Origin of the sequence: Prosthecobacter sp. (assembly GCF_049294395.1) — a bacterium.
In the GTDB taxonomy this organism is placed as follows: Bacteria; Verrucomicrobiota; Verrucomicrobiia; order Verrucomicrobiales; family Verrucomicrobiaceae; genus Prosthecobacter.
Genome location: NZ_JBAQCR010000411.1, coordinates 1 through 15,885 on the forward strand (window position 1 = coordinate 1; position 15,885 = coordinate 15,885).

Annotated in this window: 11 protein-coding genes and 1 pseudogene; 8 read left to right on the forward strand and 4 right to left on the reverse strand. The window is 59.4% G+C overall.

Features of this window, described 5'->3' with window-relative positions; all coding sequences use genetic code 11:
- The 5 genes and pseudogenes from WAW39_RS28115 to bioA form a co-directional block, all read left to right on the forward strand.
- A pseudogene (locus WAW39_RS28115) lies at positions 1-374 on the forward strand (hypothetical protein); the annotation flags it as partial.
- 8 nt (positions 375-382) lie between these two features.
- Positions 383-2,722, forward strand: a complete 2,340-nt coding sequence (locus tag WAW39_RS28120; RefSeq protein ID WP_422322709.1) for a hypothetical protein — start codon at positions 383-385, stop codon at positions 2,720-2,722.
- A gap of 10 nt (positions 2,723-2,732) precedes the next feature.
- Positions 2,733-3,821, forward strand: coding sequence for a squalene--hopene cyclase (locus tag WAW39_RS28125; protein WP_422322711.1), 1,089 nt, complete (start codon positions 2,733-2,735; stop codon positions 3,819-3,821).
- The gene (locus WAW39_RS28130) at positions 3,811-7,041 is read left to right on the forward strand and encodes a TlpA family protein disulfide reductase (protein ID WP_422322713.1); all 3,231 of its coding nucleotides are present in this window, start codon (positions 3,811-3,813) and stop codon (positions 7,039-7,041) included. Before WAW39_RS28125 ends, WAW39_RS28130 begins: the two co-directional genes overlap by 11 nt.
- Positions 7,042-7,244: 203 nt before the next feature.
- Positions 7,245-8,519 carry an adenosylmethionine--8-amino-7-oxononanoate transaminase gene (bioA, locus tag WAW39_RS28135; RefSeq protein WP_422322715.1) on the forward strand — a complete coding sequence of 425 codons (1,275 nt, stop codon included), beginning with the start codon at positions 7,245-7,247 and terminating at the stop codon, positions 8,517-8,519.
- Here bioA and WAW39_RS28140 read toward each other — a convergent pair.
- The 3 genes from WAW39_RS28140 to WAW39_RS28150 all read right to left on the reverse strand — a co-directional run bounded on the left by WAW39_RS28140 (position 8,491) and on the right by WAW39_RS28150 (position 10,781).
- Positions 8,491-9,603: an inorganic phosphate transporter gene (locus WAW39_RS28140; RefSeq protein WP_422322717.1), complete on the reverse strand. Its 1,113-nt coding sequence runs from the start codon at positions 9,601-9,603 to the stop codon at positions 8,491-8,493. The two genes, bioA and WAW39_RS28140, sit on opposite strands and share 29 nt — an antisense overlap.
- 13 nt (positions 9,604-9,616) lie before the next feature.
- A complete protein-coding gene (locus tag WAW39_RS28145) occupies positions 9,617-10,246 on the reverse strand; it encodes a DUF47 domain-containing protein (protein ID WP_422322719.1) in 630 nt (209 codons plus the stop codon).
- Between the two features lie 187 nt (positions 10,247-10,433).
- The gene (locus tag WAW39_RS28150) at positions 10,434-10,781 is read right to left on the reverse strand and encodes a P-II family nitrogen regulator (RefSeq protein WP_184344828.1); all 348 of its coding nucleotides are present in this window, start codon (positions 10,779-10,781) and stop codon (positions 10,434-10,436) included.
- 206 nt (positions 10,782-10,987) lie between these two features.
- Here WAW39_RS28150 and WAW39_RS28155 point away from each other — a divergent pair, with 206 nt between their 5' ends.
- Entirely contained in the window at positions 10,988-11,920 is a 933-nt protein-coding gene (locus WAW39_RS28155) for a hypothetical protein (RefSeq protein ID WP_422322722.1), read from the forward strand.
- Here WAW39_RS28155 and WAW39_RS28160 read toward each other — a convergent pair.
- The gene (locus WAW39_RS28160; protein ID WP_422322724.1) at positions 11,910-12,971 is read right to left on the reverse strand and encodes a substrate-binding domain-containing protein; all 1,062 of its coding nucleotides are present in this window, start codon (positions 12,969-12,971) and stop codon (positions 11,910-11,912) included. The genes WAW39_RS28155 and WAW39_RS28160 overlap by 11 nt on opposite strands.
- 124 nt (positions 12,972-13,095) lie before the next feature.
- Here WAW39_RS28160 and WAW39_RS28165 point away from each other — a divergent pair, with 124 nt between their 5' ends.
- Both WAW39_RS28165 and WAW39_RS28170 read left to right on the forward strand, forming a co-directional pair.
- A complete protein-coding gene (locus WAW39_RS28165) occupies positions 13,096-13,788 on the forward strand; it encodes a type 1 glutamine amidotransferase (RefSeq protein WP_422322726.1) in 693 nt (230 codons plus the stop codon).
- A gap of 126 nt (positions 13,789-13,914) precedes the next feature.
- Positions 13,915-15,879 (forward strand): TonB-dependent receptor plug domain-containing protein, encoded by a 1,965-nt coding sequence (locus WAW39_RS28170; protein WP_422322728.1) that lies wholly within the window; start codon positions 13,915-13,917, stop codon positions 15,877-15,879.
- Positions 15,880-15,885: the final 6 nt, after the last annotated feature.

Consider the following 15,885-nt stretch of genomic DNA (forward strand, 5'->3'; position numbering starts at 1 on the left):
GCAAGGAACTGAAGCTGCTCAGCGCGGTGATGACGGTGATGGATGAGGCGGCGGGCATTCTCGACAAGTCTGACACGGGAGCGCCGGCGATAGCAGCGGAGACAGAAGCCATCGAACTGCTGCTGCAGGCGAAACGTCAGGGCAAGGGTGGCGGCGGAGGCGGTTCAAATCCCGGAGGTGGTGGCGGTGCAGGCGCAGAAAGCGCTGAAGCAGCGCTGTCGGATCTGGGACCCGGCTCGGACGCAGAAACGAATGTGAACGCACGTCCGGTGGGCCAGGCGACCGGCAAGACAGGGCGTGAGCTGCCGGAAGAATTCAAGACCGGGCTGGATGCGTATTTCAACAAACTGGAAGCAGGAGGCGGGGCGAAATGATCAAGCTGATGCTGCTGGCAATTGTTCTCACCAGTTCCGGTGGAACGCAGGCACAGGCACCGTCGCGGTCCGACCTGAAGAAGCCTCTTTCAGAAGCGGTCGAGAAGGTGCTGGCTGACTTTGTTCAAGCGTGCGTGCCGGAAAAGCAGAAGCAGCTCACCGCCCACATGGAGGAGGTGGTCAAAACCATCGACACAGAGGTCAAACTTTCGCCGGAGGAAAAAACAAAGTTGCAGGCGGAGTCCAAGAAAGCTGTGGAGACGACGGTGAAATCCTGGCAGCCGCTTGCCGTGATGATGATGCGCACCTATTTGTCACGCACCTCGGACTCTGCGGCCATCCGGCACATCGGCATGTGGAAGCCGGATGTGGCAGGCCCCAACGAGCCCATCGAAGACTGGACGCCACCCGATGAAGATGCGGCATGGCTGGCCGCTTTGAAAGCAACACTCGGCGAAGCACGCTACGCCACGTGGCATGAAGCGGATGAGAAGGCCCGGCAGCAGGTGGACAAGGATATCTCCGCTTATCTTGAACGCTGGGTGCGTGAATCACGCGGGCCGATGAATGAGGACCTGCGGGCCAAGATTGAGCTGATGAAGAAGAAGCTCGAACTCTCGGACGATCAGACCACGGCCTTGAACAAGGCGGCGGAAAGCCTGCTGGACCGGCTCAGCAACGCGGAGAGAAAACGGGCCACCAGCATGCTGCGCACACTGCCGCCCGCTGCGCGTGAGACCATGATGGGCCGCAACTACTTCTACATCCGCTTTGATCGTCCCCGTGGCGAAGCCTGGGACAAGGCCTGGGAAGCCGCAGTGGCCGGCGTGCTGCCTGCAGAGCAGATCGCCCAATGGCAAAAGACCGACAAGGAGGAACGCAGCAAGGCGGAATCCGAGGTGGCCGACATGATCAAGCCTTCCGAGCAGCAGGCGGAGCAGCAAATGGAGATGACCATGGGGACGGAGATCGACGGCATCGTCATGGCGCTGAATTTGAACAAGGAGCGGCAAAAGGCGCTGGAGCAGCTGTCCAAAGAAGCGATTCAAGAATCGCTGAAACAGGCGCGCAAGGGCTGGCTGCAGCAGGCAAGGAATTATTCGGTCACAGAGCGCAAGCGCATCCGCGGCAACGTGTATTTTGGCGTCAACGAAGACCTCCAGGCCATCAAGCTGCCCATCTGGAAAGAGGGGATCAAGAAGCTGCTGACCGAAGAAGAGCGCACACGCATGTCGACTGAAAACAAGGAGCGCGAGCAGCGCAACAGTTTGGCGATCTCGCGCGTCTGCCTTGCTGAAATGGACAAGATGCTCGCACTTTCCCAGGAGCAACGCACGCAGCTGGAACCGCTGCTGGTCGAACTGATGCAGCCGCTCATGGATCAGCGTCGTCAGCAGTACTGGAGTTACAATGTCACCCAGCTGTTTCAAAACGCGGGCAAAGTGAAGGAGGAGATGGCGCGCGCCATTCTGGACGATGTGCAGTTGAAACACTGGAAGGAATTGATCGCCTCCACCAACAATTCATCGCGCAACGTCATGCCTGACATGAACGGCACCTTCCCCGAGGCGCCGGACATGGAGGCGGCGATCTCGCAGCACCTTTACAAGATGTTTGTCGCGGAACGGAGCAGGACCATGGCGGCGATGATGCCGCAGGTCGAGGAAGCTTCACGCCTGCTGTCCCTTCCCGAACCTGCCGTCGCAAAGCTCACCACAGCCGCAAAAGGAGCGGTGGAGACCAGTCTGGAATACTGGCGCCAGTTTACTGAAAATTTCGTGCGCCAGAGCGTACAGACCGCGACACCCAAGAACCTCCTGCAGACGCTTGCAGGCACCGCGCGCGCGAATTTCAGCCGCACTGATACCAAACCGCAAAACACGGAACTGTGGAAAACAGCGCTGCAAACCACCCTGGATGAAGCCCAGCTGAAAAAGCTCAAGCACGTGGCCGATGAGCGGCAGGACTACCGCCTGAAGGCCATGGCAGCGATGTGCACCTCCGAACTGGACCGCCGCCGCAAACTCTCATCCGATCAAAGCGCCAAGATCGAAATCGCCGTCCAACAAGTGCTGGCCGAGTACCTGCCAGACATCGAACGCTACATGTCCCCCCAATGGTTTTTGCAATACTACTACGCCCTGGTCCCGCTTGCGGGCGTGGCGGAAAAAGAGATGCAGGCCATCCTCACTCCTGAGCAGTGGAAGCTCTGCAAGGATCGCGATCTGCCCGACGCGATGCAGTACTGGGAGGGCATCAAGAACAATCATGAACAGCGCAAGAAGCAGGGTGTACAGGCCAACGGCCCCCAGATCCTTTTCAACGGCGGACTCATGATTGATCAGTGACGAAACGAACATGACGAAAAACGAACCATCCATGGTGAAGACCGCACTGACAGCTGCATGCGGCTCAGATGCCCGCCGCAGTTTGGGCGGAGCATTGGCCTTCCTGCTCTCCTACCTGCTGATCACTACAAATGCTTTTTCACAGGATCCCGCCCTGCGTTTCGGCGGCGCGATCCCGCAGGAAGTTGAAACCGTGTATGAGCGCGGCCTGGCGTGGCTGGCCTCCAAGCAAAGCGATGCAGGAAACTGGCAGGGCGGGCATGATGGCGCCGGCATCGATGGCATCTGCCTCATGGCCTTTCTCGCGAGCGGTGAAGATCCGAACTTTGGACGTTATGCACCCAACATACGCCGCGCACTGCGTGCGATCATCCGCAGCCAGGATGCGGCCAGCGGCTACCTTCCGAACAGCATGTATCATCATGGCTTTGCCATGCTCTCGCTTTCGGAAGCCTATGGTGCGGTGGACGAATCCCTGCTGTGGGAAGGCGGCAAGCCGGTGCGCACGATCGGGCAGGCGCTCGAACTGGCGATCCGCTGTGCCGGCACCGCGCAGAAAGCGAACCGCTGGGGCGGATGGCGGTACATGCCAAACTCGACTGACGCGGACACTTCGGTGACCGGCGCGGTGCTGATGGGACTGCTCGCCGCACGCAACGCCGGCATGGCGGTCTCCGATGAAGTCATCGACAATGCGCTGAACTACATGAGGCGCAGCACCGGCAAGGATGGCAGCGTGGCCTATGCAGGGGGGTTCGGCGGCTTTGGCGAGTCCATGAACCGCAGCGCCATCGCCACGCTGGTGGCCGCCGTTTCAAAGCACAAGGACAGCGAGGAGTTCAAGGCCACGCTCAAGCACATCACCGAGCGTCTGGAGCACAACGAAGGCAGCTACAAAGAGTACTTCCGCTACTACATGGCGCAGGCCTTGTTTCAGGGTGACTACGCCTCCTGGCAAAAATGGAACACCGCCACCGCACGTGCGCTGGGCGAAAGCCAGGCTCCTGACGGCAGTTTTGGCACGGGTGCGTATGAGACCGGCATGTCGCTGCTGGCCCTGGCTTTGAACTACCGCTTCCTGCCGATCTATGAACGCTAGACACTTCATCATTGCGCTGATGCTGGTGGGCAGCAGCAACCGTGCGTCCGAGCTGCACTGGCAGAACGGTGAGTGGGTCGGTGGCCACTTCGTGGGCGTCGAAGACAGTCATGTGATCTGGCGCACGCCCATGTTCAGCGAAGATTTCAAAGTCAGCATGGATGTGCTGAAGCGCGTGAACCGGTTCAAAACGGATGCCAAAACGGAGGAAGCTTTCAGCATTCGTCTTGCAGACGGCAGCCGCCTGTATGGCACGGTCACCGGAATGGATGCGAAGACCTTGAGCGTAAAATCCGCGCGCTTTGGCAGCATCCAGGTGCTGCGTGAAGCGGTGGTGAGTGTGCAGCGCCTGAAGGCTGAAGGCATGCCACTCCCCGCTCTGGCGGGCACCAGCGGTTGGATTGAATCCGGATCAGAGGGAAGCACACAAGCCAAAGAAAAGCTCTGGCGCATGGTGCCGGGCGCGGCTTTGCAGCAGGTGGGCTGGAACCACCGCGCCACTCTTCCCATCGAAGCCCCAGAGCAGGTGGAAATGCAGTTTACCCTGAGTTCGACTGTCAGGCCTGAGTTTAAAATCGAACTCAAGGCGCCGGACGACGAGCGTGTGATCGTGGAGACCTGGGCCGATGACGTCGTGCTGCAAGGCCGCGTGTTTGAAAGTGTGCAAAAGCTCAGCGACGAGACACGGCGTGTCACGCTGACGTTGTTCTGGAATCGTAAAACCGGCCTGTGCTCCATCTATGGTGCAGATGGCAAAAAGCTGGCGCAGACGAGCAAGCCGCCGGTGGACTCACCGGAGCCGTCCAAAGACGCGAAGACCGAGGAAAAAAAACCGGCGGCGCGAGCCGCGGGCGGCGGTGGTCTTTTTGGAGCGCTGCTTGGCGTGGTGCAAGGCGCGGTGCAGGTCCGGGCAGAGGCTGTGAAGCAGGCGCAGACGAATGCTGCCGGTGCAGCTCAAGAAGCCAGCCCCACCGGCCTGACACTTCTCAACAAAGGTCCCGATCTGACCCTGGAAGCGCTGCGCATCCGTGAATGGGATGGCTCACTGCCGGCAGACATCACCAATGTGCGGCCACGCATCGAACTGACCGACGGGCGCTATCTCAAAGCGAAAACCGTGCATGCCGACGCAACGTCCCTGACCGTGCGCACCCAGGATGGCAGGGAGACCAGCCTGCCATGGGACAAGGTGCTTGCCGTGGAGATGATGCCCGAGGTCTCACCCTTTTTCCAGGCAGCGCCTCCCCTCACGGAAATGTGGTTCACGGATGGTGAATGGGTGAATGGCACGCTGATGCAGGTGCGCAATGAAGTGGCCACCTTCAAAACCACTTTTTCTGAGGCACCGGTGAATTTCAAGATCACCACGCTGCATCACCTGGAGTTCAAAGGCTTCGAGAGCGCTGAGAAGAAGATCGACATGGCAACGCTCGACACACTCTCCATCAACAACAATGTGCTGCACGGCACACTCGCCGCCGGCGGCGAGGCTCAGCCACGCTGGAAACCGGTCGGCGCGCTCAAGCCCGTCGCCATGGCCAGCACCGGTGAGATGGAAATCACCCGTGCGGTTGCGGACCAGCCGGCAGGCATGCGCAGCGAAGCGCTGTTTTACCTGCAGGATGGCGATGTGATCCCCGGCAGGCTGCGGGCCATTGACGCAAAACAGGTGGATCTGGAATCCGACGTAGCTGAGGTGAAACACCTGCCCGCCGACAAGCTCCAGGCGATTCAGTTCGGAGGCGCCTCCTTGAATCTCGATGGTTTCGAAGATCCAGGCTGGCAGCGTATGCGCGGCAATGCCGAGCAGGTGAAACGCAACGGCAAGGCGGAGATCGCTTTCAACACCGGCGGTTCATGGGGACATCCGGCCTTCATGCAGGTGAATGAAATCAACTTCACCCTGGTCAACAACGGCTTCTCCGCCCTGCGGATGCGTTTGTACTGCGATGGCATCAATCCCGCCGCACCGAGCACGAACCTCCTGTTCGGCCACATAGGCAGCGAGGTGTGCTTCGGCCTCGAAGCCAGTGATGAGCAGATGGACCGGCAGTTCCGCCTGCGCACCAGCGAATCCATGCCCGTCCGCATCGCCATCGCGGAGAACTCCATCGAAGTCTTTTTCAAGGGCGTCTCCGCGCGCAAAATTCAGCTCACTCCGAAGATGCGCTCCGGCAGCGGCATCATCATCGAGCCATTCAGCCTGTGGGGGAATGGCGAGCGTGCGGTCAAGATCAATGCCTTCAGCGCGCGCATCGCTCCCGGGCGTGTGGCAGTGCCGCTGGTGGATGCACGGGCCAAGGAGAATGCGCTCACCGTCCCGCGCTTCCGCAAAGAAGATCCGCCACGGCACGCTCTGCTGGCCGCGAACGGTGATCTGCTGCGCGGCGTGATCGAGGCGGCCACGGCAAATCACTTTGCCATCCGCTCAGGCATGGAGACGATCCAGGTGCCACGCGACCGCGTGAAGGCGGCCGTGTGGTTGATCAAACCGGCGGACGCCGTCAGCGCCGCCTTCGAAGCCCAGGACAAAGAAGGTGTGCCGCCCGTCATCACGCACTGGCTGCAACTGAACAATGGCGGACGACTTGGTTTGAAGGTGGATCGCTTCGCCGAAGATGCGGTGTTTGGCACCAGCCCGCTTCTCGGCAGCTGCCGCGTGCCGCTGCCGCAGATCTATGTGATTCGCACCACCACGCCACCGGAGAGCGCCACCATGCTGGCCCTGCGTGAGTGGAAACTGAAGTTCGCCCCCGAACCCGTGCTCCCCGAATCCGGCGGACAAAGCTCGCCGCTGCTCAATCAGGACGCCAAGCCGTTCAAACTGCCGCTGCTTGCCGGTGACGATTTTGATCTGACGAAGGAGAAAGGCAAAGTCATCGTCCTCGACTTCTGGGCCACCTGGTGCGGCCCCTGCATCAAATCACTGCCGCAGATGATCGATGCAATGGCGGCCTTTGATCCGAAACAAGTCCGCTTCATCGGCGTCAATCAGGCCGAAGACAAGGAGACCGTGAAAACCTTCCTCGAAACCCGTGGCTGGAAATTCGAAGTCGCCCTGGATGCCAATCAGCGCGTCGGCCAGAACTTCGGTGTCGAAGGCATTCCCCACACCGTCGTCATCGGCCCGGATGGCAAGGTCGCGTATGTGAAGTCCGGATATGATCCCGCAGGGGCAAAGGAAGTCGCGGAGATGGTGAAAAAGCTGATGAAGAAGTGATCGTGATCACGCCTGGTTGGTCATGCAATGTTTCAACCGGCAAGACTTTATTCGGTGCCAGTTTTTTGCACGGTGGCTCTGTGCCTGATGCTATTTGCTTGCCTGCATTTTGTGATCAGCCATGGCATGGGCAGTCTTTAATCAAAAATTAACAACGCCAGTTCATGAAGAAAGGATTGTAAGATAAAAAGAAAGCAAACCCCATGCCACATCTTCCCGACCTGACCAGCCTCGATCAACAACATCTCTGGCACCCTTTCACCCCCATGCGGCAGTGGTGTGCGCCGGAGCACACCCCGCTGATGCTGGTGGATGGCCACGGCTGCACCCTGCGTGACCAGTTTGGCAATGAGTACCTCGACGGCAACGCCTCCATCTGGACGAACGCCCATGGTCACACCCATCCGGTCATCAATGCCGCCATTATTGAGCAACTGGGCAAAGTGGCCCATACCTCTTTTCTTGGCTTTACCCATGAACCCGCGATCCGGCTGGCCAAGGAACTCGTCGATCTGCTGCCCGGCAGCAAAATCAACCGCGCCTTTTTCACCGACAACGGCTCCACCGCCATCGAGTCTGCCGTGCGCATGGCCTTGCAGTACTGGAAGCAGAACGGGAGGCCGGAGCGTGACACCCTCATCGCCTTTGACCGTGCCTACCATGGCGACACCCTCGGTGCCGCCAGCCTGGGTGGTATCCCTCTCTTCAAAGGCAGCGGCAACGACTTTGGCTACCGTGTTATCACCGTCCCCAGTCTGGACTCTCTGGACTCCCTGCCCCTCGATGACCGCAACCGAATCGCCGCCGTGATCATCGAACCTCTCATTCAAGGTGCCGCAGGCATGCGCCTCTGGCCGCAGGGCATGCTGAGAAAGCTGGATGAGTGGTGCGCCGAAAAGGATGTATTTTTAGTCCTCGACGAAGTGATGACCGGCTTCGGCCGCACGGGGAAAATGTTTGCCTGTGAGCATGAAGGCGTCGTGCCGGATTTCCTCTGCCTCGCGAAGGGGCTCAGCGGTGGCTACCTCCCCCTGGCCGTCACTCTGACCACGGAACGTGTCTTTGAAGGCTTTCTGGGCGAGCCACACGAAGGTCGCACTTTCTTCTACGGTCACAGCTTCGCCGGCAGCCAGCTCGGCTGCGCCGCTGCACTCGCCAGTCTTCAGGTGTTCCGTGACGAACACGTGCTTGAGCAACTGCCTGACAAAATTGCCCGTTTAGGCGCGCTCATGGCAGATCTTCCCGGCTACCGCCAGTGCGGCATGATCGCAGCGATGACCATCGGCTCACCCGATCTGAGCCTGGGCTCCAAAGTCTGCCTCGCCGCCCGCAAACACGGCCTGCTAACACGCCCCATCGGCAACACCATCGTCCTGATGCCGCCGCTCTGCATCACGCTCGATGAAATCCAGCGCATGGTGGGTGCACTGAGGTCCGCCTTGGATGAAGTCACGACACCGGAGTGCCGAACAGCTTAAAGAGCAAATAACCCATCAGCCCGGTGGCCGGAATGGTGAGCACCCAGGCCCAGATAATCCGCGTGACCACGTTCCACTTGATCGCGTTTAACCGCTTTGCCGTACCGACCCCCATGATGCTGGTCGTGATGGCATGCGTCGTAGAAACCGGCATGCCAAAATGTGCCGCTGTGAGCAGCACGGTGGCGGCGGTCGTCTCAGCCGCAAAACCATGCACGGGCTGCAGTTTGACCAGCTTGTGCCCCAGCGTCTTGATGATGCGCCAGCCCCCGGCAGCCGTCCCGGCAGCCATGGTCAGGGCACAGGCCACCTTGATCCAGGCGGGAATCTGATCGCTCTTCTCCCCCAGCGACTCGATGCGCAAAAAGCCGAGCCAGTCGGGTATCTGGGCCAGATCCCCGGACTTCGTTCCAGCGAGCAAGGCCAGGGCGATGATGCCCATCGTTTTCTGCGCGTCGTTCGAGCCATGGCTGAAACCCATGAAGCCCGCACTAAAGATCTGCAGCTTGCCAAAAACGCCGCTGACCATGTGCGGTTTGAGAACACCAAACAGGTGGTTCAAGGTCGAGATCAGCAGATAGAGAAACGACATCACCAGGAACCCGAGCAACAGTCCGGCAATCGGTGAACTGATCATCGGCACCACGACCTTGTAGAGCAGGCCTCCGCCTTCGAACCATGGCTTCCCGGCTGCAGGTGCCTTGGACCAGATAAGCACTGACCAGTTGCCGCTTGCTGTCGCCAGTGTTGCCCCGGTAAGCCCGCCGACCAAAGCATGGCTCGAACTCGAGGGCATGCCAAACCACCAGGTGATCAGATTCCAGATGATGCCTCCCAGCAGCGCACAAATGATGGTCTGCGTGGTGACAAATGCCGAATCCACCAGCCCCGAGGAGATGGTCTTAGCCACCGCCGTACCAAACAACGCACCCACCAGATTCGTCACAGCGGCCAGGACGATCGCCATGCGCGGCGTGAGCACCTTCGTGGACACCACGGTCGCGATAGAATTGGCGGTGTCATGGAAACCGTTGATATACTCAAAGATCAACGCCACCAGCACCACGGTAAGAACGAGGGTCATGCGCGGCGGGCGGTCAGGAGTTCTTCAAGACAATGTGGGCCACGACGTTGCCCGCGTCACGGCAGCGATCCACGACCTTTTCCATCAGGTCGTAGAGATCTTTGAGGATGACGACCAGCACCGCGTCTTTCTCGGCCGTATAGAGCGTCCGCAGGCACTCGATCATGAGCTTGTCCGCATCCCCCTCGACCTGCTGGATCTTGTCGTTCAAAACCTTCACGCGTTCGAGATGCATCTTTTTGCGCAGCTCGACCACCATGGTGAGGACGATCTCAGCGGCAGCGTCCATCAGTTTGACCTGACGGGAAAAATCCACTCCAACCAGGCGCTCCGAGCATATCAGGAGGCGCTCGGCGATTTTTTCGACCGTCTTGGGAATCTTGTACAGCGCATTGGCCAGCGACTCGATGTCCTCACGCTCAAGCTCGGTGACAAAAGTTTTGCACAGGGCCTCGTCGATCTGCTGCGTGATCTTCTTGTCCTCGCGGCGCGCGGCGATGAAGGCATCGAGATTCTGAGGTGCGGCTGGGTCTGAAAGCAGCTTGTGCAGGGACTGGACGCTCTGCCGGGCGTGACTGGCGCTGGATTCGAGCAGATCGTAAAACACATCCGATTTGCCGAAAATCTTTTGGAATGAAATCATTGGGAGAACCCGTCAGTGGGACGGGGCCGCCATTTAGAGCGAGCAGCATGGGTGCTGTCAAGGCAACCAGACCACCCCTATGTGACGAAACTGTCACAATGCTGCTTGAACCAAGGCAACAAAAAACCCACCAACGGCACGCCGCAGATGGGTTCTATGTATGATTGGCAGTTTTGGGGGTGGAAAACTAGCTGCTGGAAACAGCATCGGCACCACGCTCGCCGGTACGAATGCGGATGGCGTCAAGCACGGCGCTGACGAAGACTTTGCCGTCGCCGATTTTACCCGTGTTTGCCGCCTTGACGATGGCATCAACCACTGCGTCAGCACGGCTGTCGTCAACGACGACCTCAATCTTTACCTTCGGGAGGAAATCGACGGTGTATTCACTGCCACGGTAGATCTCGGTGTGGCCCTTTTGGCGGCCAAATCCCTTGACCTCAACAACAGTCATGCCTTCGACTCCGACTTCGGAGAGGGCTTCTTTGACATCCTCCAGTTTGAACGGCTTGATGATCGCTTCGACTTTTTTCATGGTTAACGGCAATTAGTAGTGTGGTTCACGAATTGCAACGATCAGAACCTTGGGAAGATGAAATTTCCTGGCCCAATCTTTTGCGAAAATAGGTTAAAGCCGAAACCGTGCCAACTTCCCAATTGATTTCCTCCCCATGCCAGAAACCACCAGCTCTTAGAGGAGAGCCGTATTGCAAACCCACGGTCTTTCGCTTACCTCGGGCCATGCTCCGCACCGCTGCGCTTCTGGCCACTTCTTTTCTCTGCCTTCCCCTCTCTTATCCCGCCCAGGATTCTCCTGTGGAGCTGAAGCTGCACTGGGAACCCGGTGTGACCTACATCCAGGAATCAGACACCGACACGACCAATTTTCTGACGGCTCTCGGCAAAACCACCGACCAGAAAATGCGCCTTCATCAGATCACTTCCATCACTGTCAGCAAGACGCCCGCAGACCAGACCGAAGCCAAAGTGCTCATCGCAGCCCTTCTGGGAGAAATGACCTTCGAAGGCAAAAGCTATGTCTTTGATTCCAGAAACCCCGGCTCATCCAGCCCCCAGCTGCAGCAAACTCTCGGCGGGACTGCAGGCAAAGGCTTCACCCTCGTCTATGATGCCAAGGACAATTTCGTCGATGCCAAAGACATGGGCTCCATGGTCACAGGTGACGTCGAACCCGACCTGAACTCCATCGCTACCGCCCGTCAGCTGGCCACGCTCTATCGCCGCTCGCTGGAAATGGGCCTGCCCAAAATCCCCGTCCGCCCGGGTGACAAGTGGATCTCCGACGAGCTCGTCCCCTTCCCCCAGGCCGGCACGGTTCAGGTGAAGCTGAACGCCAAATTCGACGGCGTCGTTGACCGCGAAGGTCGCCGTCAGGCCCAGATCGCCTTCGAAGGCACCATGAAATCCAAACCCGACAAAGACAGCACTGGCCGCGAACTCGACACCGAGCGCTCCGTGACCTTCGGGGACAATTCCAAGGTCAACGGACACGTCTTCTATGATCTGGAACGCAAAACCATCTCCCTGGCCGTCTTTTCCGCCGCGATTCAGCTCAAAGTGGAGGGCAAGCCCATGCCCGTTCACCAGCAGGTCACCACCCGCCTGGTCTCCATGAAGCCGACTGCCGCAGCTCCCGAAGCCGTCAAACCGTGATCAAATCGCCAGTATGGCTCGCGTCATACCCCGGCAGTTCATCAATCAGCCTGCGGTGCGCCCGGCTCCGTAGCAGGCGAATGAGCGCCTGAATGCGCGGATCGCGCTCCATGGCGGCCGAGAAACATAGATCGAGCGATTCATTGCGCACGGACAGAAAGTGCAGCCCGGCATCCTCGGCGCAGAGCCTCACACACACCCCTGCCTCCGCCCAGCCACCACGCACGGCCTCCACCACAGCTTGGTGGCTCAGCAGGATGCGCTTTGAAGCATGCGGCTTCCCCAGCAGTTCATCCAGGCACTCACGCGCCGCCGAGCCCGGCTCACGCATGGCCCAGTGGCGCACCTGCCGGGCGCAGGCCGCGATGCTCCGCGTGTGATCCTGCGCTGGCAGAGCTATGCCCTCCTCCCAGTCCGCACTGCGGAGCAATCGATACCCTCCCCCGAGCCTCTCGCGAACCGTCTCCGCATTGCGGTCCGGCTGCTCCACGGTGGAGCGGTGCAGCGCCGCCACATGCACCAGCCCACGTTCCAATAGTTCCAGTGCAGCCCCCCCGCCGCGCGGAAAAGCCAGCAGCCGAAACCCCGAGGCCGCCGCATACTCTGCCGCGAGCAGTCCCGCCGCCGGATCACAGCCTGCCAGCACAAGTGTCTGCTTGGGTTCCCAGTCGCTGCGTTCATGCAGCACCTTCTCACGGCAGAGGCCATCGTGCGCCCACGCGCTGCCTGGCAGCGTCTCCACCGGATACAGCCACTTGCAGCCTCCGACCTCGGCCTCCCAATAGCGACCCGAATCCGCCTGCGGCCTCCAGGCCCATGACCACTCCGTCCCCGCTTTCTTGTCACCCGGACCAAACAGCTCTTCCACGCTGCATTCCAGCGCCTGCGCCACGGCCAGTGCCGCAGTCACGGAAGGTGTCAGCCGCCCGGCCTCGATCGCGCTGACTGAACTGCGCGGGACCCCTGCCCGCAGTGACAGGTCATCCTGCGACCAGCCGAGAGCTTTGCGCCGCGCCGCCACAGGATGCTGCTGAGATTGGGCTCGTGACATGATGCTGTCAAAGTGCGGTGGAATAGCAGCACAGTCAAACCAGCATGAGACCCGCTTCATATTTGCACCATCCAACTTCAGAACTCTGATTTTGCAGCAGCGCGAACTTCGCGTAAAACCCCGCATGAACGTCCACATTCTTCAGCATGTCCCGTTTGAAGGGCTTGGCAGCATGGAGCCATGGCTGCTGGCAAGCGGCTCGCGAATCACCTGCACCCGCTTTTTCGAGTCGCGCAGCCTGCCGGACATTGCCACTGTGGACTTCGTCATCGCCATGGGCGGGCCCATGAGTGTGAACGACGAAGCCGAGCTGCCCTGGCTGGTGAATGAAAAGCAGTTCATCCGCTACGCCATCCAGCGAGGCATTCCCGTGCTCGGCATCTGCCTCGGTGCACAACTCATCGCCAGCGCACTCGGGGCACGCGTTTATGCAGGCAGGCGGCGCGAGATCGGTTGGTTTGACATTACGGCAGTCCCAAGTCCTGAACCCACGTTTCAATTCCCGCACACAACAAGAGTGTTCCACTGGCACGGAGAAACCTTCGATCTTCCGGATCATGCCATCAGGCTGGCCAGCAGCGCCGCGTGTGAGAATCAGGCATTTCAAATCGGCTCAAACGTCATGGGCCTCCAGTTTCATCTGGAGACCACGCCCACAAGCGCAGACGCCATCATCACAAACTGTAGGGACGAATTGATCGAGGACACGTTCGTTCAATCCGAAGCCGCGCTTCGTGCTGCGGAGCCTGCTGCGTATGACCGCATCAATGCATTGATGGGTGAGGTGCTCGGCTATCTCCTCCGCCCCGTTGGTTGACACCGCCCGAGGCCTTCCAACAGCCCCATCATTGCGGATTGGTTTTCATCAAACTCATGAATCGTCCGCATACAGAGTCTGTGTTTTTGGCTTGTGACATGATGATGTCATGTTTATGACATTATCATGTCTCAGCACACCCTCTTCCCGCTCATTTTTTCAGTCCTCCTTGTTTCGACTCAGCATGCCGCAGAGCCTGAAGCTTTCGAACTTGGCGAAGTGGTGATCACTGCAAACGCCGAAACGGGGGCGGACACGATGGCCAGCCGCATCAGCGCGGGGAGTATCCGCAAATTCGAGCGCAATGATCTTTCTGACGCGCTGCGCCTCAGCCCCGGCGTCGTCACCAACAGCAACGGACCGCGCAACGAATCCGGTGTCTATGTGCGCGGCTTCGACCTGCGCCAGACGCCCGTCTTCATCGACGGCATTCCTGTTTATGTTCCCTATGACGGCTACGTCGATCTGGCGCGCTTCACCACGGCAGACGTCGCAGGCATCCATGTTTCCAAAGGTTTCAGTTCCGCCACCTACGGCGCCAACACCCTTGGCGGAGCCATCAACATCGTCACACGCAAGCCGGAGAAGTCCTTCGAAGGCGATCTCCTCGGCGGCTGGATGCAGCAGGGCGGCTATCAGTCCGCCTTGAACGCCGGCTTCCGCAGCGAACACTGGTATTTGCAGCTCGGCGGCTCCTTCCTCAGCGTGCACAGCTACCCCATGTCGAAGGACTTTGTGCCGACTCCCAATGAGAACGGCGGCTCGCGTAAGAATGCCTACCGTCAGGACTGGCGCATCAGCGCCAAGCTCGGTTACATGCCAAACAAGACGGACGAATACGCCCTCGGTTACATTTTCCAGCGCGGTGAGAAGGGAAATCCCGTCTATGCCGGCACCCTGCCAGCCGCCCAGCAGCCACGTCGTTTCTGGCAGTGGCCGCAGTGGGACAAGCAGACGATCTACTTCATCGGCCACACGCAGATCACCAAGAACGCCTACATCAAAGAGCGCCTCTACTTCGACCAGTTCATCAACTCGCTCTTTGCCTACAACAACGCCAGCTACAACACCCAGAATCCTCCCGCCGGATTCCAAAGTTACTACGACGACTACACCCTCGGCGGCAGCCTCGAGTTCGGCACAAAACTGAGCACCAAAAACACGCTGAAGACCGCGCTGCACGGCAAGTTTGATCGTCACAAAGAACACAACGCTGGAGCGCCCTACTACACATTTGAAGACACCACTTATTCCTTCGGTCTGGAAGACACCCATCAGTTCACCAGCCGCTTCAGCACCACAGTCGGCGGCAGTTATGACCGCCGCAGCGTCATCGAAGCCGTGGACACCAACACCGGTGCCGCACTCGGCGGCAAGACCTTCTCCGCCCTCAATCCTCAGATCGGCCTGTTCTACAAGCTGCCCGAGCATGGCACCTTCCACGCCACCATCGCCCGCAAGAGCCGCTTCCCCACCATCAAGGACCGCTACTCCTACCGCCTCGGCGCTGCCATACCCAATGCCAACCTGCAGCCGGAACACGCGATCCATTACGACATCGGCTACGACGGCGATCTCACCAAAAAACTTTCCATCCACGCCAGCCTCTTTGCCACCACTGTTGATAACACCATCCAGCGTGTGGACAACGTGACACCCGGAGTCTTCCAGCTTCAAAACATCGGCAAATCACGCAATCTCGGCACCGAGCTTGGTTTCACTTACAAGCCGCACAGCGCCATCGAGTTCGGCACCAACTACACCTACCTCGACCGCAAAAACATCAGCCAGCCGAATGTGAAGCTCATTGATACGCCACGTCATTCCCTGTTCAGCTGGGCCGATATCCGCCCCGTCGAATGGCTCAGCATCATTCCTAGCGCCGAATACAACAGCTCCCGCTGGTCGCTCACCACGGGGCAGGGTGTCGGTGCTTATGCGCTGCTCAATCTCAAGATCGCCATCCGACTCCCCGGCCAGACCACGCTGAGCTTTGGGGCCAACAACCTCTGCGACCGCAATTACGCCCTCACGGAAGGCTACTATCTCGCCGGACGGACCCTGTTCGCCAACGTGCAGATCAAATTCTAATCCCAC

Excerpts from the sequence above, each read along its gene's own strand:
- WAW39_RS28165 (WP_422322726.1), top strand. The coding sequence starts at position 13,096 with ATGAACGTCCACATTCTTCAGCATGTCCCGTTTGAAGGGCTTGGCAGC.
- WAW39_RS28140 (WP_422322717.1), bottom strand. The coding sequence starts at position 9,603 with ATGACCCTCGTTCTTACCGTGGTGCTGGTGGCGTTGATCTTTGAGTAT.
- WAW39_RS28160 (WP_422322724.1), bottom strand. The coding sequence starts at position 12,971 with ATGTCACGAGCCCAATCTCAGCAGCATCCTGTGGCGGCGCGGCGCAAA.
- WAW39_RS28125 (WP_422322711.1), top strand. The coding sequence starts at position 2,733 with ATGACGAAAAACGAACCATCCATGGTGAAGACCGCACTGACAGCTGCA.
- WAW39_RS28150 (WP_184344828.1), bottom strand. The coding sequence starts at position 10,781 with ATGAAAAAAGTCGAAGCGATCATCAAGCCGTTCAAACTGGAGGATGTC.
- WAW39_RS28170 (WP_422322728.1), top strand. The coding sequence starts at position 13,915 with ATGTCTCAGCACACCCTCTTCCCGCTCATTTTTTCAGTCCTCCTTGTT.
- WAW39_RS28130 (WP_422322713.1), top strand. The coding sequence starts at position 3,811 with ATGAACGCTAGACACTTCATCATTGCGCTGATGCTGGTGGGCAGCAGC.
- WAW39_RS28145 (WP_422322719.1), bottom strand. The coding sequence starts at position 10,246 with ATGATTTCATTCCAAAAGATTTTCGGCAAATCGGATGTGTTTTACGAT.
- bioA (WP_422322715.1), top strand. The coding sequence starts at position 7,245 with ATGCCACATCTTCCCGACCTGACCAGCCTCGATCAACAACATCTCTGG.
- WAW39_RS28120 (WP_422322709.1), top strand. The coding sequence starts at position 383 with ATGCTGCTGGCAATTGTTCTCACCAGTTCCGGTGGAACGCAGGCACAG.
- WAW39_RS28155 (WP_422322722.1), top strand. The coding sequence starts at position 10,988 with ATGCTCCGCACCGCTGCGCTTCTGGCCACTTCTTTTCTCTGCCTTCCC.